This window comes from Akkermansia muciniphila, assembly GCF_900184965.1.
In the GTDB taxonomy this organism is placed as follows: domain Bacteria; phylum Verrucomicrobiota; class Verrucomicrobiia; order Verrucomicrobiales; family Akkermansiaceae; genus Akkermansia; species Akkermansia muciniphila_A.
This window is the reverse complement of the sequence record NZ_FXYA01000214.1, coordinates 98,732-118,796: the sequence shown is the minus strand read 5'-3', so window position 1 is coordinate 118,796 and position 20,065 is coordinate 98,732. Positions and strand designations below refer to the sequence as shown.

Annotated in this window: 18 protein-coding genes; 6 read left to right on the top strand and 12 right to left on the bottom strand. The window is 51.8% G+C overall.

What is annotated here, in order from left to right; translation table 11 throughout:
* Nucleotides 1-59 precede the first annotated feature (59 nt).
* The 5 genes from CI070_RS10445 to CI070_RS14615 all read right to left on the bottom strand — a co-directional run bounded on the left by CI070_RS10445 (nt 60) and on the right by CI070_RS14615 (nt 3,230).
* Entirely contained in the window at nt 60-1,130 is a 1,071-nt protein-coding gene (locus CI070_RS10445) for a PulJ/GspJ family protein (protein ID WP_094135769.1), read from the bottom strand.
* Nucleotides 1,131-1,160: 30 nt separating this feature from the next.
* Nucleotides 1,161-1,946 (bottom strand): type IV pilus modification PilV family protein, encoded by a 786-nt coding sequence (locus tag CI070_RS10440; RefSeq protein WP_179218322.1) that lies wholly within the window; start codon nt 1,944-1,946, stop codon nt 1,161-1,163.
* A 46-nt stretch (nt 1,947-1,992) separates the two neighbouring features.
* Nucleotides 1,993-2,703, bottom strand: a complete 711-nt coding sequence (locus CI070_RS10435) for a prepilin-type N-terminal cleavage/methylation domain-containing protein (protein ID WP_094135765.1) — start codon at nt 2,701-2,703, stop codon at nt 1,993-1,995.
* A gap of 151 nt (nt 2,704-2,854) precedes the next feature.
* Entirely contained in the window at nt 2,855-3,109 is a 255-nt protein-coding gene (locus CI070_RS10430; protein WP_094135763.1) for a DnaB-like helicase C-terminal domain-containing protein, read from the bottom strand.
* A complete protein-coding gene (locus CI070_RS14615; RefSeq protein ID WP_440588065.1) occupies nt 3,027-3,230 on the bottom strand; it encodes a hypothetical protein in 204 nt (67 codons plus the stop codon). Before CI070_RS14615 ends, CI070_RS10430 begins: the two co-directional genes overlap by 83 nt.
* A gap of 109 nt (nt 3,231-3,339) precedes the next feature.
* Here CI070_RS14615 and CI070_RS10425 point away from each other — a divergent pair, with 109 nt between their 5' ends.
* Together CI070_RS10425 and CI070_RS10420 are read left to right on the top strand one after the other, a co-directional pair.
* On the top strand, nt 3,340-4,617 hold the full coding sequence (locus CI070_RS10425; protein WP_218823927.1) for a tyrosine-type recombinase/integrase: 1,278 nt from the start codon (nt 3,340-3,342) through the stop codon (nt 4,615-4,617).
* A 154-nt stretch (nt 4,618-4,771) separates the two neighbouring features.
* Entirely contained in the window at nt 4,772-5,515 is a 744-nt protein-coding gene (locus CI070_RS10420; RefSeq protein ID WP_094135759.1) for a toll/interleukin-1 receptor domain-containing protein, read from the top strand.
* Here the strand turns inward: CI070_RS10420 and CI070_RS10415 are convergent.
* Nucleotides 5,490-6,896, bottom strand: a complete 1,407-nt coding sequence (locus tag CI070_RS10415; protein WP_094135757.1) for an SIR2 family protein — start codon at nt 6,894-6,896, stop codon at nt 5,490-5,492. The genes CI070_RS10420 and CI070_RS10415 overlap by 26 nt on opposite strands.
* 193 nt (nt 6,897-7,089) lie before the next feature.
* Nucleotides 7,090-8,100: an endonuclease/exonuclease/phosphatase family protein gene (locus CI070_RS10410; protein ID WP_094135755.1), complete on the bottom strand. Its 1,011-nt coding sequence runs from the start codon at nt 8,098-8,100 to the stop codon at nt 7,090-7,092.
* 123 nt (nt 8,101-8,223) lie between these two features.
* On the opposite strand from CI070_RS10410, the gene CI070_RS10405 reads away from it, so the two are divergent.
* Together CI070_RS10405 and CI070_RS10400 are read left to right on the top strand one after the other, a co-directional pair.
* Nucleotides 8,224-8,910, top strand: a complete 687-nt coding sequence (locus CI070_RS10405) for an RNA polymerase sigma factor (protein ID WP_022197496.1) — start codon at nt 8,224-8,226, stop codon at nt 8,908-8,910.
* A gap of 105 nt (nt 8,911-9,015) precedes the next feature.
* Nucleotides 9,016-10,653 (top strand): SpoIIE family protein phosphatase, encoded by a 1,638-nt coding sequence (locus tag CI070_RS10400; protein ID WP_094135753.1) that lies wholly within the window; start codon nt 9,016-9,018, stop codon nt 10,651-10,653.
* Between the two features lie 153 nt (nt 10,654-10,806).
* Here CI070_RS10400 and CI070_RS10395 read toward each other — a convergent pair whose 3' ends face one another.
* The 5 genes from CI070_RS10395 to CI070_RS10375 form a co-directional block, all read right to left on the bottom strand.
* Nucleotides 10,807-12,069, bottom strand: a complete 1,263-nt coding sequence (locus tag CI070_RS10395; protein ID WP_094135751.1) for an MFS transporter — start codon at nt 12,067-12,069, stop codon at nt 10,807-10,809.
* Nucleotides 12,070-12,133: 64 nt separating this feature from the next.
* The gene (locus tag CI070_RS10390) at nt 12,134-14,077 is read right to left on the bottom strand and encodes a M60 family metallopeptidase (RefSeq protein WP_094135750.1); all 1,944 of its coding nucleotides are present in this window, start codon (nt 14,075-14,077) and stop codon (nt 12,134-12,136) included.
* 116 nt (nt 14,078-14,193) lie between these two features.
* The gene (locus tag CI070_RS10385) at nt 14,194-14,931 is read right to left on the bottom strand and encodes an HAD family hydrolase (protein WP_179218320.1); all 738 of its coding nucleotides are present in this window, start codon (nt 14,929-14,931) and stop codon (nt 14,194-14,196) included.
* Nucleotides 14,932-15,059: 128 nt separating this feature from the next.
* Complete coding sequence (locus CI070_RS10380) at nt 15,060-16,463, bottom strand: OmpA family protein (RefSeq protein WP_218824051.1); 1,404 nt, start codon at nt 16,461-16,463, stop codon at nt 15,060-15,062.
* A 29-nt stretch (nt 16,464-16,492) separates the two neighbouring features.
* Entirely contained in the window at nt 16,493-17,605 is a 1,113-nt protein-coding gene (locus CI070_RS10375) for a hypothetical protein (protein WP_094135744.1), read from the bottom strand.
* Nucleotides 17,606-17,858: 253 nt separating this feature from the next.
* Between CI070_RS10375 and CI070_RS10365 the strand changes: the two genes are divergently transcribed.
* A complete protein-coding gene (locus CI070_RS10365; RefSeq protein WP_094135740.1) occupies nt 17,859-19,253 on the top strand; it encodes an LptF/LptG family permease in 1,395 nt (464 codons plus the stop codon).
* Nucleotides 19,240-19,935 carry an HAD family hydrolase gene (locus CI070_RS10360; protein ID WP_094135738.1) on the top strand — a complete coding sequence of 232 codons (696 nt, stop codon included), beginning with the start codon at nt 19,240-19,242 and terminating at the stop codon, nt 19,933-19,935. The genes CI070_RS10365 and CI070_RS10360 overlap by 14 nt, the downstream gene beginning before the upstream one ends.
* The last annotated feature ends 130 nt before the right edge of the window (nt 19,936-20,065 follow it).

The window sequence follows — 20,065 nt, the reverse complement described above, 5'->3', positions numbered from 1 at the left end:
GCTCTGGGCAAAAGGCGGCAACGGACACTCCGTCCTCTCCCAATTTCCCGGATACAGGCCTAACGGTTCATAGGCAATGCGATCCGCTGGGTGAAAGACCGGGTATAACGTTCGAAAAATTCTTCAGGAGAGGGAGCGGGACGCTTCTTCTGCCGGATCTGGTCCACAAGGGCCATGCCTTCATCCGTCACCACCGTCATGGAAATCGTCACGGCAGTAACGCGGCCGGATTTCAAATCATCAATATTCACGCTGCTGCCTACGATATCCAGGCGGTTGCCATACACATCCATCTGGGTGCAGGAGCCGAGGCGGTTGGCGCCCGTAGTCATGACAGGAACCAGCACGGATGCTCTTTGCGTGGCATCCTTGTCCGATTTGTTGCTGCCGGAATTGCCGATCTTTTTCTGGTAATCCACTTCAAAAATCAGCGTCATTTCCACAATATTCTCCACCAGGAAGTTGGAAGGGACGGTTTCATCCTGCCGGTACCGTTCGTAAGCGGACCAGAGATCCTGCTGCCCCAGAAGGTTCCGCACGGTATCTTCCGCACTGATCAAGTTGCGGTACAGGGAATAAACGGGAAAACCGTCAGACTCCGCCGTAGCGTCCTGATCCAGAATCTGATCGCGGTAAAGAAGCTTGTACCCCACGCAATTCACGTCACCGATGATGCGGTCATTACGCATATCCATGCTGGATTTGGCCGGGTTGCGGTCTGTAGCCGTGGTAAAGAAAACCAACTGAGAGGCATTCGTGACTTTGGCGCCTTCCGGCCCCATGGTCATCAGGTTCACGCGGGCTTCATCCAGGGAGGACGCTCGGCCCTTTTTCCTGGAAACCGCAGTCTTTCCCGCACGGGCAACCAGGTCGCTGTCCCGCTGCACCAGCATCCACTCAAAGGGATTCCCGGGCCGGAACTGCATGCTTTCAAAATCCTTGGTCATGGTATCCATGGCCGTGCGGGCAAGCGTCGTGGTCCGCACATCCTGCAACACCCATCTCCAGATATCCACCCCGCGGGAAGTCAGGGCCACAATGACCAGAACCAGCACGGTAGTGATGGTCATGGCTGCCAGGAGTTCAATCAGGGTGAACGCGCCGGATTTGATTTTGGCAAATGTCTTCATGTTTTTTCAGAGGTCTTCAGATAATGCCCGCTAACGGCGGAAAGCGAGATTGCGCGTAAACACGGGAGTCTTTAAATTTTCCCACGTTAAATGCTGTAACCGCTCGGGATCCGTATTCAACAGCTGGAAAAACTCCGCCTGGTACAGGACTTCCGCCCCCCACGGCAAATTCAGGCCTCCTCCTTTCTCCGGCGTATAAACATACAGGGAAGGTTCCTTAATCACCTTGCCGCGGTTATAAGGATTGTAAATCGTTCCATACTTGGGGGCCAGTTTATACCCGTAAGAGCTGGAATCCATGCGCTCCACCACCAGCTGGGTCATGCGCACGGCGAAGACGGGACCCACAAGGGCCTTGAAATCATCCCAACGCTCTTTGTTGTTCGCCAGGCAAACCCCTGTCACTACCGCCGTATTTTTGCCGGGAACGCTTCCGCCTTCCTCCAGCCAGGGCTGGGGAGTTCCGTCCCTGCGGGCTCCTTTGGTCAAATCCGCCCTGTAATTGTAAACAAGAATGGTCGTAGCAGGCCTGGACGTAAACTGCATCCAGTAAAACGCCTTGTCAAAAGCGGAAACATATTTGGATGAGGAAGACTTTCTGGCGTTGGACGCGGCGCGCTCGGAATTGCGGAGTTCTCCCAGTTCCGCCGTCAGGGCATGAACAATGCGGTCCGCTTCACGAATAGTCAGGGCGGACTGAACCGTCCTTCTGGCAGGAATAAACATGGCCATGAACACGACGATCAGCACGGCAACCACGCCGATCGCAAGCACCACTTCCGTCAGGGTGAACCCCTTGGCACGAGACTGTTTCATACGCTTGGTCAACATAAAATAGGAAATCCGGTTTATATCACAGAAACTAATTGGGAATCACCTGCTCCGTCGTCCTCAGACGGCTGATATTGCCTTTGGGATAAATCACAATGCCGCCTGCCAGGCCCGGTTTGCCGTCCACCATCGGGGTTGGCCTCTCCTCCTTGCCGTTCCCGGCGGAACCGGCAACCACCACCAGGCGGGTGGGGGCGTTCGGCTGGGACATGCGGCCTTCCTCGTCAAATTCAATGAAGTAAATATCCGTCATTCTGTTGCCGGGGAGGTTGACGGTATCCTGCCCGTCACGGCTGGAAAAATCGCGGGCCGTGGATTTCTCGCCCCGGGCCTTCTTCGAACCTTCCAGAAGGGTGCTGTAGGCAGGACTGACGTAAAAACCGGCGGGAAGAGTCTGCAAACGGTTCACCAGATGCCATTTCCCGGTGCGGGTATTTTTGGACATCACGCCCAAAGTTCGCATATTGCGGGCTTCGTCATCGGGAGTGCTCACAATAATCAGGCGGCTCCACGTTCCTTTGCCCATGGCATCCAGCCGCGCCTCCTGCACCAGGCCGTCCACCATTTCAACGGCGGCCTGAAGGCCCTGCCCCCTGCCCCCACCTCTTAACATGCTGGCGGCCAGGGCCATCATGGCCACCATAATGGTGATCACGACAATCAGTTCCACCAGGGTAAACCCTTTGCTCCCTGACAAGGAACAGCGCAGAGCCATTCCGGAATGCTTGGAAAAATATCTCATACAGATAATGCAGGATTAAACAACGATTTTTGGCATGCTACCCGTTTCAGACGGACACGGCAATCATTTTTTGAGGAACGGGAATGCCTGATATATTCCTGTCCAAATAAAATTCCAGAAACCGTTTCCCTCTCGGGAATCCAGGCTCCTTTCATCCGTCCGGTGTAACCAACCATAAATCACGGCAAGAGTGAATCCTTAAAATAATCGCAAGGATCAGGACGGGAAAAAGAGAAACGCATGAGTTCTGCTTCAAAGCGGAGCGGAATGCTCTTGAGGAGCCGTTGCGGTTTTTGGCGAGCTGCTGCCGCTGGTTCTTGCCCTCAGCGGTGTAGTCGGAGCGATAAAGCAGGCCTATCATGTCCGCGTCCTGCTTGATGGGAGCGGACTCCCGCAAGTCGGACATGCGTAGAACGCATCAGTTGTAGATAATCCACGCCAATAACGGTCAGGCTACCCAGATCCAGCATGACGCAGCGCGTCTTGGCCCGGAATTCGTTGATGGAAATAACCGCTGTATCGTCAATAATCAGTTAGACCGTTTCCACAAAGTGTGCAAGTAATGCTCAAAAAGTCCCCTGTAGTAGTGAACGGTACAGGGCTGCCAGCCAGGCGTTGCCACCCTATGGCGTCCAGATGGTTCATGTCCTCAAGGGGCTGCGTCACAGGAATAATATTCAGAGGCAAATTGGCATTGTTAGCGGGCTAGGAACAACCGTCACAATATCTGATGACCCGGAAGGAAAAAGAATTCATCCGTCACGCCGAACGCAACGGACTGGGACATATAGGTCGTCGGCTCCATGGTCAGCAGAGCCGAAATTCCCTTTCACGAAAACCATTCTTCTCTGTTTTTTTGCACACCTAGCCGTCCCACGGCTCAAACATTCCATCTTCATTCAGGATCAAAAAGAACCTTGCAACCGCGGAATACTCCCATTATTCCGTTCCGCTATGTCAAACACATCACATTCATCTCTGTTAGAAAACACTACCGAACGCTTTTTGTTCCATTCCCAATATGAAAAAAACCTCAGTGAAAAAACCCTGAAAGCATATGCGATCGATTTGAGACAATTTGTGGCCTTCATGACGGATCAACGGCAGATATGTTCCCTGCCCTCCATCTCCGTGGAAGACTTGAAGCAATACGTCAAATCACTGTCGCAGTTTCAGCCCAAAACCATGAAAAGGAAAATGGCTACGCTCAAAGCCATGCTAAACTTTATTGAAAGGGAAGACGACGACTTCATCAACCCCATGAGAAAACTCAAAATCAACATCAAGGTTCCCTTCCTACTCCCTCCCGTAATGGACTCGATGGAAGTATCTTCCATCCTGACTACATTGTACCAGGAGAAAAATGCCTGTTCCGGCAAAACGGGTTACCGTTATCAGGAAATAGTCCGTAACATTGCCGTAGTGGAACTTCTGTTCGGCACAGGAATCCGGGTATCCGAACTATGCGCTTTGCGTCTTGCTTCCGTGAACCTCCATCACGGCTTCATCAAGGTATATGGAAAAGGAGGCAAGGAACGTGTTATTCAACTATGCCAAGACGCTATTTTGAACGCTCTCCGGGAATATCAGCGTCTTTGCCTTTCTTCTTCCGGGCAGAACGCATTCTTTTTCATCAACCGCCTAGGCCGCAATCTATCCTCCCAGTCAGTAAGAATCATGATCAAAAAACTGGCCCTAAAATCCGGCATCCTCAAGCCCGTAACGCCACACACCTTTCGCCATACCTTTGCAACTCTCCTTCTGGAAGAAGGTGTAGACATAAAATACATTCAAACCATCCTCGGCCACAGCTCCCTCGCCACTACCCAAATTTACACCCACGTCAGTGCTGCCAAACAAAGATCCATTCTTCAGGATTTTCACCCAAGAAAAAATATGCAGATAATTCTATAACTAAATTATTCACTTTAGTCTTGTTTTGTTGATCTTTCCGACTTTGTTGTCGGAACAATTTTCTGAATATCAATAGCCAGAATATTCTGAAAATCTTGCAACAAGACTATTCTATATAATTCCGTTCTATAATAAAGAATGATAACTATTGATTATGGATTATATTCCCCCACAAATTTTTTTATGTTTCTCTGGTAAGGATAGAAAGACGGTAGTTCAGTCAATGATGCATCATCTAAAAAATTATGGAATGAATATATGGTATGATTACCATGAAACATTATTAGGAGATGATTTATATGAAAGCAATTTTAAAAACGGAATTTTGAAAACAAAGTATGCTGTTGTTATATTATCAGACAATTTTTCTTCTAGTAAAATGGCAAATAAGGAGCTAGATCTCATTTACTATCAGAGAAACAACAACAATATAACTATATTTCCAATATTTTATAATATTAATCCAAACCTTCTTCCGCACAGATATAGATGGATAAAAAAATTAAAATATAGAGAAGTTACTAAAAGAACAGGTACATTATCAACTTGCCATCAAATAGTATGCAAAATACTTGGTGACTTAATAGATAATATTAATTTACAATCTCATAAAAATGATTTGGATGAATATTTTGATGATTCTTATTTCAAAACAATGGTTGAATTTTATAGAAAAATAGATAAAAATAATTTAAATGCAAAAATAGCAACTCTTTTTTCAATATATTTTTATATAAAATATCACTGTCTACAAAAAATTCCTAAATTTATAGAATGTATTTTTGATAGACTTATATCATATACAAAATTGTCTATAAAATTAGATAACAGAGAGCTTCAGATCATGGAGCGATGTATTATTTTTATCATTATTAATAATCAATATCTTGTAAAATAGAAATAATTGTTTTACAAATAATTTTCGGATTTTTTTCTGAATTTAAAGATTGTAGATATCGTTCTAAATAATAATATTTATCTCGATTATTATTGATTTCTTCCCAAATTCTTTTGGATTCAAAACCAGTAGAACCTATAGGTATAATAATTTTATTTAGTTCTTTTGCTATTTCGAATTCTTCTCTAACACCTTTTGAATCAACATTTTCGTCATATTTTTCACCTTTTCCAAAAATGAAAATAACGGCTCTACAACGTTCTATCATCCTCATTCTATGTTTTCTCTTTTGAGAAGGAGAAAAATTTGTATTAAAAGGGAGCATTTGTAAATACTTTTCTAGATGTCTTTCGCCATTTCTAATTAAATAACTTACAGCATGACCTGTTAAATATTTACCTAATTTTCTACCTAATCCAGTAAAAATTTTATAATTATTTTTTATTAATGAAATTGATAAACATTTGCAAAAATCATATAAATAATTATCCTCCTCTTGTGTTGGTTGATCAAAAGATCCAGATATGAATATATTCTTCTGGTTTATACGTTCCTTTATACGATTCAGAAGTTCAGGTATGTCGCTATATTTATTTATAAGAATACTCTGTATTCCATATCTCTTTAAATCTTTTATAACCAATTCTTGCTTTACTTTTCCATATAAAAAATCAGACTGTGAAGGAAAATCCTTGCTATTTAATTCTGAAAAAATGCAATAATGTGTTCTCTTGTTTTCTCCCAAAAGTATTCTTATTTGGCTTAAAATCTGCATTAGGTTAGGATCGTTCAAACTGTATCCTATAAAGAGAAATGTTTTTGAAATTAAATCTCCTTGTAATGAAGAAATAAAAAGTTGATGAGTGCGAGGAAAAAGTTCAAAATCATCTTTTGTTAATATAGCCTGAGATGGCTGGCTTACATCACCATGAAATTTATATACAATAACGTCTCTGTTCGGCTTATTTTCTGCAAGATTTTCTTGAGTTATTTTTACATCTACTTTTTTCTTAGCTTTATTTTCTAATGTTGATTCAATTATTTTATCATAATTAGTTGTCCAGTAAGTATTTATTGGGAGATTTGAAAGTATATCCATAGTTGGATTTTTCTTCGCTCCTTTTGTAAACTCGGAAATTATTTTACAATTTAAATCAGCTCTACTCTCCATCTCATTTTTATAAAACTGAGCTACTGATATTAAATCATTTTCCTTATCTATATCTAGGCGTACATCTTTTGCTATTTCTCTTAAAAGTTCCTTCCAACTAACATATCCCGATGGACGAGATAAACCTGCTCCCGCAAATATTGCAGCATCCCCTTCTAAAATGGCATCGCTATATTTTTTTATAAAAATTTTTGAGTCTAAGCTGATCATAATATTTTTTTAATTTTCTAAATGTGAAGGATAATCAATAGTTATCAATTATTTATACTAATCATACCAAGGGATAGAACCAAAAAATCCCTATGGAAATGATTTTTTATTATCATAAAAAATACTAATTTCATCAAATACAAAATCTAACAAATATTCATCGAACATCTTATTTATAATAAATAATTTTTATCTACTTTAATTCCACCCACACGCCGCGGTGGTCGCTGGCCTGGAAGGAGGAGGGAGAGTCAAGAATGCCCATGGGGGGCTTGCGGCCAAGACGCTTCTTCAGCGTATTGTTCAGGAAAAGATGGTCGAAAGAATGGTAGGTATCTCCGTCTTCATAGTAAATGGTCCAGGTCTCCCCGCGGGAATCCCTGGGCTTCAAACGGTTCAGGCGATATTCCGTTTTAACTGGTCCCTGGATGACCTGCACGGCGCTGTCTGACGGGCCGTCATTAAAATCTCCGTACAGAAGCAGAGGCATGCCGTCCTGAGAGGCAAGAGCTTCATTCAGGTAGTCCCGCAGGGCGTAGGCTTCCCTTCTCCGCGTGTCCTCAGCGGAACCGTCACGGCTGAGGCGCGATTTCAAATGAATGCCCACCAGGCGGAACAGCCGTCCGTCCGGCATGCTGACCGTGGCGTCCAGAATGCCCCGCAGCATCGTCTTTTTCCGTTTCGTCTCTCCGGATACAGGCATGTCCGCTACGGAACGGTTATCCGCGATGCGGTATTTGGAAAGAAGGGCCAAACCACGGTCTTCCCCATCCCGCATGACAAGAACTTTGTACGGCAAATGAACTCCTTTTCTCTTCAGCCGCATTTGCAAGTCACGAACGGCAGCCTCCCCGCCCATTTCACACAGCCCCACGATTTCCGCCCCCGATTGACGAACCAGCTCCGCCACGGCTTCACGGGCTTCCACAGGTTTGTATTTTACCTGAAAATTGCTTCTCCTGGGGTCTTCAGGAACAAAGTAGTTGCCGGCATTCATGGTCAGCAGACGAACGGGCTCCCCCTTGTCGGGAATTTCCACCTTCTCCCGAACCGTCTGCCGCCCTTCCCTCTGTCGGCCGGGAACCGCCTGCGGTTCATTATCCAGCGGAGCCCACTCCGTCAAACCGTACCCCACCACCGCGCACAACGCAACCAGGGCCGCGATGACGGAGGTTCCCCTGCGTTTTGACGTTTTCCTGATCATGTCCGTTTCCCTGAAAGATTTTCTCCATGGCGGACGTAGTGAATGAACAAGCCGGACCGTACAGAATTTTCCGGCCTATTACTCGGCTTTCGCTTCACTTCCATCCGTAGTTCATGATAAACCATGAATGTGTCCCCATTGCAACCCCATAACGAATCCCAGCCTGACGAGCAGACACTTTCCCAATACGCGGAACATACCAGAAAAAGCCTGATCGCGCGTTTGGAAAACTGGGAAGACCAGCGCACCTGGGATGAATTTTACCGGACGTATTGGCGCCTTATCTATTCCGTCGCCCTCAAGGCCGGATTGAGGGAAGACGAGGCCTGGGACGTGGTACAGGAAACCATTCTTTCCATCGCCAAGCAAAGCAGGAAAAATATTTACAAACCGGAACAGGGCTCCTTCAAACTCTGGCTCTGGAACATGACCCGCTGGCGCATCAACGACCAGTTCCGCAAAAGGAAAAAGGACACGGCCATGCTGATGAATCCGGATGCCCCGGGCACGTTGGAACACCCCATTGACAAAATTCCGGATGAAGGGAAGAATAATTTTGACCAGGTATGGGAACGGGAATGGCAGAATAACCTTCTTCAGGCGGCTCTGGAACGCGTCAAGGCAAAAGTGTCGCCAAAGCAGTTCCAGATTTTTGACTATTATGTCCTGCGGGAGTGGGACGCGGCCAAGGTCCGCCGGCAGCTCGGAGTCACGATTGCCCAGGTGTATCTGGCAAAGCACCGCGTAGGAAGCGCTTTAAAGAAAGAACTGCAATTTCTTCAATCCCAGGAAAAGGAAAAAGAAAAATAGGAGTTCATCTCAAAACCTGCCGGCCGGCCCTCCTTTCAGAAAGGATTCCTTTATTTTGCCTCTTGCCAAGACAGCGGTTTTATCGTTAGATTAACGGCAACTGAAATGCCGTCCTCACGCAACAGACATTCCGCCCAGAGAGTTTTTACCTGGGACAAAATCAAGATGGCCCTGGCGGCGGCGGAAGAAGGATTCTACATCTGGAATATTAAAACGGGCGTCATCCATTACACGGACCGCTGCCTGACCATGATGGGGGCCAGCCGCAAGGAGAAAGCTCCCAATATTTTCACCCAGCCGGAGCTTACCATACATGAGGAAGACCAGGCCTTTTTTTCCCAGGAAGTGCGCCGTTACCTGGATGGCCACACTCATGTGCCCATGCGCATTGAAATCCGGATGAAGAAGCTGAACTCCAAAAGCTGGAGCTGGGTTCGCGTCAACGGCCTCGCCCGCAGGGACAAGCAGCGCCGGCCCGTTATGCTGGTGGGCGTATGGGTCAATATAACCCGGCGGAAAACGGCGGAACTGCGCGCTGCGGAGGACAGGGACCTGTTTCATACTCTGATTGAACACATTCCCGACAGCATCTATTTCAAGAACCGGGAATCACGTTTCGTCCTGGCGAATACCGCCACAGCCAATAAGCTGGGCGTACCGACGCCGGCAGACCTGACCGGACGAACGGACGATTACTTTTTTGACCAGACGATGTCCGATATTTCCCGCAAGGAGGAAATAGACATCATGGTTACCGGACGCCCCATCCGCGCCCGCCTTCATCATGAAACATGGCTGCACAAGGATGATTCCTGGAGCCAGAACAGCAAGTTCCCGTGGTATGGACGCAACGGAGAGCTAAAGGGAATTGTGGGTATTTCCAGCGATGTCACCAAACTGGTGAAGACAGAAATCAAGGCCACGGAAACGGCCCGCATTCTGGAGGAACGCAACAGAACTCTGGAAAAGGAGATAGATTTGGCCAGGGAAATCCAGTTCGCCCTGCTTCCCTACGAGATTCCCTCCCGCTCCCATACGGAACACGGCCTGACCCGCCATGCGGATTTTCACCATATTTTCACTCCTTCGGAGGGGGTTGCAGGAGACTGGTTCGATGCTTTTCCCGTAGGCAATTCCGGCGTTGGCGCCATCGTTTGCGACGTGATGGGCCACGGCATCCGCGCCGCCCTGATCGCCTCCATGCTCCGCGGCCTGATGGAACAGTTGTCCCACCTGGCGGATAATCCGGCGGCTTTCCTTACTTCCCTCAACCACCAGCTCGCCAAAATCCTGCAACGGGCGAACACCACCATGTTCGCCTCCGCCGTTTATATTTACCTGGATCTGGAAACCGGGGTCATGACAGCCTCCACAGCCGGTCATCCGCATCCCATTATTCTGGGGCCGGACGGGGTCGCCCGCAAAATGCCGCTGCCCAGAGGAATCGCCCTGGGACTGCTGGATGACGCCACATACCATAATGCCCAGTTTTCGCTTCTGGCGGGGTCACGCATCCTGATGTACACGGACGGTCTGACAGAAGCCGCCAACCAGGACGGGGAAGAAATGGGCGTAGAAAGGCTGATTGACTATTTCAACAATTCCTCCCCTCACAGCACCAAGGATTTCGTTCATCAGGCCCTTACCTGCGTAGCCAAATTCACCGGCTGCACCAATCAAGCCGACGATATCTGCATGCTGGGCATCAGCTATTCCGAACACGAAGCAAAAACGGACAGCTAACAACCGGCGCCTGACGTTTCTGTAACCTGCTTCCTCTTCCCTCATCCGGCCGCATTCCGGAATTTCCACGGGAAAAAGCCTCCCATGCGCCCCCTTTCCCCGCAGAATGCGGACCGGCGTTTTTCCTCCCCTGCCGCAAATGGAGAAAAGGCGTTATGTCGCCTCCGGACAATCATCCGGAGAAAATTTGAAATGGCGCCAAAATGGAACGCTCAACATCCAAATGGAAAACAAGGCTTCCAGCCCACCCGCCAGGACAATCGTCGTCTGGACACCCCAGGCATCCACCACAGCCCCCCAGCCCATGGCCGCCAGCGGCTGCACTCCGATGGTGACGATGCTGAACAACCCCAGAATAGCCGACTTGCGTTCCGGGGGAGACAAAAGCTGCACGGCGGATGAAGAAGTAACGAAGAGGGAAGAAGTGGCCAGCCCGGCAAAAAAGAAACAGAGGGCCTGCACTTCCACCACCGGGATGACGCCGGCCACGCACAGCGCGCATCCCATCCACAGGGTACCTGAGGAAAGTTTGGCCCCCACCCTGTCGCTTTTGCGAGCAAACGGCAGGACAAAGAGGATGCTCGCCATGGCCCCGGCTCCGACCGCTCCCAGAATGAGGCCGGTATGCCTGGGATTTCCATGCATCAATGCCGGAACAATCTGATAGAGGGATTGCCCGCAGATATTCTGAATCAGAGCGCTGATCATGATAAAGAGCAGGCTGCGCGTGGCAAGCACCGCCTTGAGGCCGGATGCTTTCCTTCCTGCGCCGCGCTGCTTTCTGGGAGCGGAGGTATCCGCTACGCGTCCCTTTAAGGCAACCAGGCAGCCAACCAGCGGAAGACTTGCCGCCACGTTGCCGCCAAAGGCGGTTCCGGCGCCCCATTCCGCAATGATGTAGCCGGCAAGCGCCGGCCCTATGGCCCGGCACGTATTAAACACCAGAGAATACATGCCCACGGCCTCCTGTAATTGCCGGCGCGGTATCAGGTCGCCCACAAAAGCCTGCTGCGTGGGAAAACCCACCGTCTGATTGACGCCCATCACCAGCCCGGCGGCGTACAGGTGCCACAACTGAAGCATATCCAGCACAGTCAACAAAAACAGGGCTGCCGCCACCAGCCACTGGACACACTGCACGGCTATGAGAAGTTTTCTCCGGTCAAAACGGTCCCCCAGCCCGGCCAGCAGCATGCCGCCCAGAAAGAAAGGGAGGGCGTTCAAAGCTGCCAACAGCCCCACTGCCGTGGCGGAGCCGCCGGAAATATCATACACAAGAATGCCCATGGCCGTCACCTGCAACCACATTCCAATCAGGGCGGAGGCCTGCCCCGACCAGAATATTTGCAGGTTCCGCACCTGAAGGGGCTTGAAGAAGCCCAGCCAGTCATTCAGCCATCTCATCAGCTCCGCCATCCTAGCCCCAGCCGGCGGAACCGTCCAGAGACGAGTGCGGCAACGTCCCTGTCCCGGGATCTTCTTATTCCTCTGCGGTATAACAGGCCGGATAATCCCTGGAGGGCAGCCAGACGGGAAGGTCTTTCATCCTGCCTGCGGCGCGTTCGGAAACCGGCGTACGCCACACCTTAAAGAAAGGCCCCATGTTCTTTCCCGTGACCCTGGAAAAAGCGTTCATGACCCATTCCCATTTCTTTTCATCGCTCAACTCACCGTTGTCGTACGGCTTGTCATGGAATTGAAGAGCCACCCGGCGGAAGGCGTCAAATCCCAGATGGTACATCAGCTCCACCCAGAAGAAGAGCTGCACCTTGTTGGGCGCCTCATTGTAAGTCTGGGTGCCAGAAAAATATTTTTTCATTTCCGCGCTCATGCCGTACGGCCCCATGCCGCCGCCCCAGCAGGATTCAAAGTCTTTTCCAGTCCCCATCACTTCACACACCATGGAGAATATGTTGACGGATACCTCCGTCTGGCCTTCCATCGTGAAGGGAGGGGATTGATGGTTATGCCCCAGTTCATGCCACAAGCCCCAGCTTCCGGAATGGATGATGGAACCGGCGGCGATGGAATTCGTCCAGTCCTTCGTAGCCATGGCGGGATAACCGGAATGCCCGGCCCCGGCGGATATCTGCCTGTCCACGACAAAACGCATCGGATGATGCAGACGGTCCGGCTTGGTATCCCAGCCCATAATCCAGTCCTGAAGAGCCATGTTTTTTTGCAGAAACTCCGCCGTCTTCTGAACCTCCGGACACTGTTTCAGCTGTTCCACGGGCATCGTGACAATAAGCCGGGGCATGCGTATTTCCCCCCACGGAGCCTTGGTATTTTCCAGTTGTTCGGCCCATTGTTCCGGAGTGGTCTTCCCCATTACGAACAGAGGCGACGGCACGGCTCCGGAAATCTGGACCTTGAAGACCTTCCCCCGTCTGGGACGCTGGCCTACATTCACATAAACAAGGCCGCCCATCGGATTCACCATTTTCACGCGCCCCCGGCCAGCCGGAACCTGCATGGTTATTTCCGGCACTCTTTTCCATTCATCCAGCTTATGAAGGCTGTCCGTATGGCATCCTATGCGGATGCTGATCGAACCGTCTTTGGGAGCGCCGGACAGGGAACACGAAATTTCCGCCCCGGGCGGCGCATACAGCCCCGTACTATGCCAGCCCCCAATATTGGAATCTATCTCCACCGTCCTCCTGACCGTCTGAGCTCCATCCTCCGGGACGCCGGGAAAATCCTTCGCCGCCGGGCACGCCTTCAGCGAGGCAAGCTTGGCGTCATTCCATTCCCGGCATTTTCCCAGAAGCGCCTGCATGCGCCCGGCGTCTTTCCCTTTTTCCCACGGAGAAGAACCTGTGGGAAATTCCTCCATTCCCTCCATTTTCTCCGCCTTGTCCCAGGACCATGTTTCCAGCGGCTTATCTTTTTCCGTCTGGATTTCATCCCTGCAAGGAATCGAATAAACGGAAAGCTCCGGCATCCGGTTTTTCACGGGTTGAGGGAAACGCCCTTCCGGTTCCGGCTCTTCCTCCGCAGGAATATCTTCCTCCTGTCTGCGGGCCTCTTCCTCACGTTCGCGCCGTTCCAGCTCCTCCCTCCTCTTTTTTTCCCGCTCTTCGCGTTCGGCCTGCTCCTGATGTTTCCGGGCCGCTTCCGCAGCCTGCCGCGCTTTCTCTTCCTGCGCTTCCCCATAAGCCTTCTGGGCCGCCAGCCGTTCCTTTTCCTTCCTCTCCCTGATTTCCCGTTCCCGTTTTATCCGCTGTTTTTCCGCGGCTTCCCTGGCCTTCTTCTCCTTTAATTTACGCTCAGCGGTCAATTCCTGGGCTGCTTTTCTTTTTGCCAGGTCATCCTGGTAAAGATAATATCCGGCGCCGGCGCCGCAAACCAGCAGCACCACTAAAAACCAGCCTACGGCGGAACCTCTGGAAATGCTACGGGAAAAAGATGGAGTGTTCATGCAATCGGGAGTGGAAACGAATCTTTCTCATTTCCGCATTGCAGGCATTCCCTGTCAATACGATTCTTCCTCTTCCGGGAGCGCCCTGATGAAAGAAACATGTTGAAAGCCGGTTTTCAAATATCCTCCCGCGGAACCACCGCCTTCATCCCGAAATAGGGAAACACACCATGCGCCAGTCCGTCCAGAACGCCCCGGGTGCGCGGTTCCGGGCTAATGTACCCATGGCCGCGGGCAACCATATCCTTCACTTCCTGCGCCGCATTGGAAGGGCAGCACCGGAATGCCTCCGGCAAGTGCCGCATGGCGTCCAGATCATTGTGCCCGTCGCCGAAAATGGCGATATGGGCGGACGGAACGCCAAACCGGGAAGCAACAAAGGAAAGGGATGTTCCCTTATTGTAATCACGATGGCTGAAACGAAGGTAGGGGCCTGCCCTTTGCGTGACAATTTCCTTATACGGACCAACCGCATTCTGAATAACGCAGGAAACTTCATCCAGGCCGCAGGCATCATTCACCACCAGGGAAAAGGCGTCATTGTCCTGCCTGCGGAGTCCCAGCCCGGAAAACCGGCCTTCCAGCTGGTTCATCAATGATTCCAGGACGCCGCCGTAACGGGTGAACAAGTCGTCATGAGCAACTGCGCAGGCATCATTCCACATAACACCGGGCATCAGCCTGCCTTCCGCATCCGCCAGGTGCACATTCCGTTCCATCGTCACCGTAAAATCCGGAGCAAACGCTTCCGCATTATCCCGGAACATATCCGCCAGACCTTCTCTCAGATAAACAGGGTCGCGCCCCGTATTAACACCCCAGAGTACGCCGTACTGCGCGCGGAGCACGCGCATGGTTCTGAAAAAAATGCTCCTTTCTTCCGCAGGGCCGCCAGGAGTAAACAGAGTATCGTCAAAATCAAAGGAGAAAAGATACCGGAGCCGTCCGGGTTTCGGCAGCGCCCGGACCGGCAGAAAACGCATCAAATCCATCTCCGTCCGGCCCCTCCCTTCACTAAGCCGCGGCTCCCCGCACGCACGACGGGTTCGGCCAGCGGGATATCATCCTCTACCGGCTCTGCCGAAGGGATGCGTTCTTCCACAGGCTCTGCCGAAGGAATCATTTCCGGAATGGGTGCCGCGTCAGGAATTATTTCCTGACGCGGCACAGGATTTTCCCGGCGTTCCGGAGCTGCAGAAGATGGCCGCACGGCGGGAGGCTCTTTCCTTTCCGCCGGGGAAGCGGGGATTCCGGAGCGGGAACCCGCGCCGGCCCGCACTTGGCGGGCGACAGGGGTGTTCATATCCACCGCATGCGTGAGGGGCAGGCTCCCGGCGGGTATTTCCTCTCCCGGCTTGCGCATGTGGATTTCCACCCTCCGGTTGGCGGCCTGGGCATCCCGGTCCCCCCTGATGGATACGACGGGGCGGGAAGCGCCGCAAGCGCGTATGTACAACCTGCATTCACCATTCGGGCGCGTCAGGGCTATGCCGTTATCCTTCAGCCATTGGCGGACGGCATTAGCGCGCATCAGGGAAAGCACGGCATTATATTCCTCGGAACCAAAGCTGTCCGTATGACCTTCCACAATGAAAATCGTATCCGGATTTTTCATCATCAGCCCCGCAAGCTGAAGCATGCTCAGCCGGGCGGAATTTTTCATCACCGCCTTGTTGTATTCAAAAAGAAGATCCGCTCCCAGCCTGCTGTACCCGCTGTCCTTGCCCAAGGAGGACTGGGCCATGAGCTGGGAAAGAGATTTGCTCCCATCCGGCAAATGGGAATCATCCTGCCCGCCCGCCCCTTTGAGCTTATTGTTATACCATTCATCCGGATTCACCATGTCCGGTTCCACCGTCTTGATTGTAACCGGACTGGCGGAAGCTTTCAGCATCTCAGGCGGGGAAGGTTCGGGCAACCCCTTCGCGACGGCTTTCATGTCCACCTGCGGCATTTTCGGAGTCAGGGATTCCGGGGGGGAAGGGCTCACCTGATCCGCGGAAAAGCTGGTTTCCCCCGGAGCAATCACCACCTGTTCCGGAAGCATATCCTCTAAATCCGGCAATTCCGGGGGAATCTCCTCAAGTTGCTCGATATCCGGTTTTTCAACGGCTTCCGCCACATCCGGAGCGGGACGGTCGTCCGCCTTCAGAACTATTTTTTCAGGCAGAGGCTTTCTGTCCTCCTGGACAGCGGGGGCTTTGTGCACATGAATGCCCAGGTCAAACCAGCTCAGAATGATAAACCCCAGGTAATGCACCAGCACGGCGGCAAGGAGAGCCCCTACCGCCACAGCGGCCAGATGTCTCGGCGCGGGCAGAATAAAACGGCTGCGCCTGCGGCGGTTTTCGCGAAGTTCTCGGTTGTTGTCCTGGTTCGCACTCACGGGATCATCGGCAAAAGGAAAGGAACAGTTCATGAACCGGAAGGAGCGGTACCCGTAACAGGCGCACTGTAAGACTCATGGGGCAACACCCTGGGCATGGGCATGCGCGTATTCTCATGAATCCATTCCGCAATGCCAGCCTGCAGCTCGTCATCCCCCGCATAAACGTTGACCTTATAGACCTTTTCAAATTTTTCCCCCTTCTTTCCTTCAATGGAATGCAGGAAAGTCCGTTCCCGGGTGCCATACGGTTCCCCTTCCCGGATGGATTCATAAAGCTGTTTTTTCTCATTCTTCAGGGAATCGTAAATGCTCAGGCAATCTTCCAGCGTGGAGAAAAAGTATTGGTTCGTACAAACCACCATGACCGGATAATCCAATTTCAGGGCGTCATCCACGGGGGCCACGTCAAACGTGCTGAAACCCGCACGCCAATCCACCCCGGCATCCAGCAGCCAGTAAGCGGCATAGCACAGAGGCTTGCCCCAATCCTGCTCCATCTCCCGGACAGCCACGGTTTTCAGGGAAGGAAAACAGTCCATGCTGACCATGCAGCGGATGCGGGGATCTTCAGACGCGGCTTTCAACAGCACGGCCGCGCCAAATCCCTGCCCCACGGCGGCCACGGGGGGCAATCCGCCCTGCTTCCTGGATACGGCGTCCAGAAGCGCCGTTACATCCGCATATTCCCTTAATCCGTACGTGCAGAATTTACGGGTATTGTTCTTTCCGCGCGGATTCCATATCAGGCTCGTATAACCGGCTCCGGCCAGCCCTTCCGCCAGAGGCAGGGAACTTTCCACCCCCTCGTTCCAGGAGGAGGCTATCACAACCAGCTCCGGTTTCGCCTCCAGATGCGGCATTTTCCCGCGCAGTTTCAGAGTATCCCGCACACGGCTCTGTCGCGGGGACAGAGCCTCCGGACGGCCCGGTCGCACCAGATAACCTTCAACAGACGTGCCATCAGCTGAAACGGCTTCAACCGGTTCCATCACCAGGGAATCCGCGACGGGCGAAGAAGCGGGTTCCTCCCCTCCCACGGGAATGAGCAGGGGAGTGGAAACGTACCACGCAAACCACGCCAGAACGCCCACAGCAGCCAGAAAAAGCAGGAGAAACAATTGAACAAGACGTTTGAACATGGAAAGACTGTTGCCGGGAAACAGTTGTCAGAAAGATTTTACCTCATCCAGTTTACGTTGACAACAGTCAACTTCTATCACGCGGAACATCTCCCGCATGACTTTCCGTCCCTCAAGAAGCGGAACCGTATACTGAGATTCACGCATCAAACACGGATACGCGCTTCCGGCAGCCCCTGATCCCTGTCCGGAGGCCAAATAACGCTTTATTTCCCGCTCCCGATCTGGCATTCTTGCCCTACCCTCTCTTTTCATGGCAATCCAGGCCCGACATTTCCGCCAATGGTCCGCGTTTCTCCTCCTGCTTGCGCTGGGAGGAACGGCGGCCTGGTTCCTGATGCCCCGGGAATGGTCCCAGATGCAATGGGAAATTCCCGGTACGCCGTCCGAATATCCCCTCTCCCAGCTCCTGCGGCCCTGGCTCATCCTTCTGGGTTGCTTTCTCCCCGCGCTGGGGATGTTCCTGTACAACCGTTCGAGCATCCTGGACAAGTATGTGGCGCGCACCTGGTTCACGGCTTTCACCATGTGCACGGCCATCCTGACGCTGATTTACATTATCGGAGATTTTGCGGACAATGTGGGCGATCTGATGAACCTGGACTCCCCCCTCACGGGCACGTTTCGCTTCTATCTGAGCCAATTGCCCATGATCCTGAACCTGATTCTGCCTTATACCCTTCTCCTAGGTACGCTATGGGCGCTTACCAAGCTTTCCTCATCCTCAGAAATCACCGGCATGCTGCAATCCGGACGGTCCCTGCTCCGAATCAACTCCCCCATCATCATCGGCGCCGTCTTTGCCTCCATCTACTTCGGCATTTTCGGGTTTCACTGGGCGCCCAACTCCGCCCTGTACAGGAAACTGATGTTCTCCTCCCTGAGCCAGAACAAAAACAACCATGCTTCCCAGAGCTCCATTTACAAAAATGATGCGGAATCCCGCATCTGGTATCTGGGCAATCCTCCCGGAATTGATTCTCCCGGCGATCCGTTCCGGCAGGTGCGGGTGGAACAGTTCAGCGCCCCCGGAAAGATGAAGTACGAGCTGTTTGCCGATGAAGCCACCTGGAATCCGGTCTCCAGAACATGGACCTTCCGACAGGCCATCAAAAGGAATTATTCCCAGGAGGAACCCCGCCAGCTTCATGATGTTCCCGTTTTTGCCGGGCAGGAATACCAAACGCTGACAGAACGTTACCCCGAAACGCCCTGGCAGCTGATCTCTCCCAACGTCCGCGTGGATACACAGGGAACTCCGGCTCTCCAGGAACTCATCAAGTCCGGAACGACAAACGCCAGGTATCTCAGAAGCCTGCAAACGGAATGGCACGTCAGGATAGCCCGCATATTTTCCTGCATCATCCTGACGTTTATTGCCATTCCCTCCGCCATCACGTTCCAGAGACGCTCCGCCATGTCCGGCATCGGCATTGCGCTGTTCCTGGCGGCAGCCATGCTGTTCCTGTATGAGTTTTTCCCCACCCTGGCCTCCGCAGGCTACCTCCCCACCTGGCTGGGAGCATGGATGCCCAACATCATTTATACCATCATCGCCATCCGCCTTTTTCAAACCAAGCTGGCCCACAGAAGCTTCTCGGAAATATTGAGAAGCTTGAAAAAGACTCCCGTCCATGACCCTTCCTGATCATTTTGCCGGTTCCCGGGAAGCCGTTCTAAAAGCCCGCGCACTGCTCCGGCAAGCACACGCCGTTATTTTTGATTTTGACGGATTGCTGGTGGATACGGAATATGCCATTTATTCTTCCTGGGAACGGGTTTTCGCGTCCTGCGGTCACCCTCTTCCCCTGGACTTGTTCAACCAGTGCCTGGGCAGCGGCTACACCCACTGGAACCCCGGAGAACATCTGGAGAAATTGACGGGGCGCACTTTCGACTGGGAAACCGTCAACAGCCGCCGCCAAGAGGAAATCGTCCGGGATCTGGAACACGCCGGCCTCCTGCCCGGCGCCGGAGAACTCATCCGGAACCTGGCGGAAGCGGGAACGCCTATGGGGGTGGCCTCCAGCTCTTCCCACCGCTGGGTGGACGGCTGGCTGAACAGGTTGGGCATCATATCCTGTTTTCAAACCGTCGTGTGCCGCGACGACGGCCTCCCCGTCAAACCGGATCCGGCCCTGTTCCTGAAAGCCGCGGAAAACCTGGGCAAATCTCCGGCCGAATGCCTGGTGCTGGAAGACTCCCAGAACGGCACTACAGCCGCATACCGCGCAGGAATGCCAGTCATCTCCGTTCCAAACAGGGTGACGGCGCAGGCGGATCTTTCCCTGGCGACCAGTATCATCCGCTCTCTGAAGGAACTTCTTTAGAAATCAGGAATCTTTATTTCATAACGCCTTGTTTCTTGACGGAATTCCTTTCATGCCTGATGCAGGGAGAATGGCTTCCCTGCGTACTTCATGATACCATTATCGCGTTGAAAACGCTGTTCGTGCCCGC

Coding starts and splice junctions, on each gene's coding strand:
- CI070_RS10440 (WP_179218322.1), bottom strand. CDS start 1,946: ATGAAACAGTCTCGTGCCAAGGGGTTCACCCTGACGGAAGTGGTGCTT.
- CI070_RS10395 (WP_094135751.1), bottom strand. CDS start 12,069: ATGGCGGAGCTGATGAGATGGCTGAATGACTGGCTGGGCTTCTTCAAG.
- CI070_RS10420 (WP_094135759.1), top strand. CDS start 4,772: ATGGATTATATTCCCCCACAAATTTTTTTATGTTTCTCTGGTAAGGAT.
- CI070_RS10445 (WP_094135769.1), bottom strand. CDS start 1,130: ATGAAGACATTTGCCAAAATCAAATCCGGCGCGTTCACCCTGATTGAA.
- CI070_RS10360 (WP_094135738.1), top strand. CDS start 19,240: ATGACCCTTCCTGATCATTTTGCCGGTTCCCGGGAAGCCGTTCTAAAA.
- CI070_RS10390 (WP_094135750.1), bottom strand. CDS start 14,077: ATGAACACTCCATCTTTTTCCCGTAGCATTTCCAGAGGTTCCGCCGTA.
- CI070_RS10435 (WP_094135765.1), bottom strand. CDS start 2,703: ATGAGATATTTTTCCAAGCATTCCGGAATGGCTCTGCGCTGTTCCTTG.
- CI070_RS10430 (WP_094135763.1), bottom strand. CDS start 3,109: ATGTCCGACTTGCGGGAGTCCGCTCCCATCAAGCAGGACGCGGACATG.
- CI070_RS10375 (WP_094135744.1), bottom strand. CDS start 17,605: ATGTTCAAACGTCTTGTTCAATTGTTTCTCCTGCTTTTTCTGGCTGCT.
- CI070_RS10405 (WP_022197496.1), top strand. CDS start 8,224: ATGAATGTGTCCCCATTGCAACCCCATAACGAATCCCAGCCTGACGAG.
- CI070_RS10385 (WP_179218320.1), bottom strand. CDS start 14,931: ATGCGCGTGCTCCGCGCGCAGTACGGCGTACTCTGGGGTGTTAATACG.
- CI070_RS10425 (WP_218823927.1), top strand. CDS start 3,340: ATGGTTCATGTCCTCAAGGGGCTGCGTCACAGGAATAATATTCAGAGG.
- CI070_RS10415 (WP_094135757.1), bottom strand. CDS start 6,896: ATGATCAGCTTAGACTCAAAAATTTTTATAAAAAAATATAGCGATGCC.
- CI070_RS10410 (WP_094135755.1), bottom strand. CDS start 8,100: ATGATCAGGAAAACGTCAAAACGCAGGGGAACCTCCGTCATCGCGGCC.
- CI070_RS10365 (WP_094135740.1), top strand. CDS start 17,859: ATGGCAATCCAGGCCCGACATTTCCGCCAATGGTCCGCGTTTCTCCTC.
- CI070_RS10400 (WP_094135753.1), top strand. CDS start 9,016: ATGCCGTCCTCACGCAACAGACATTCCGCCCAGAGAGTTTTTACCTGG.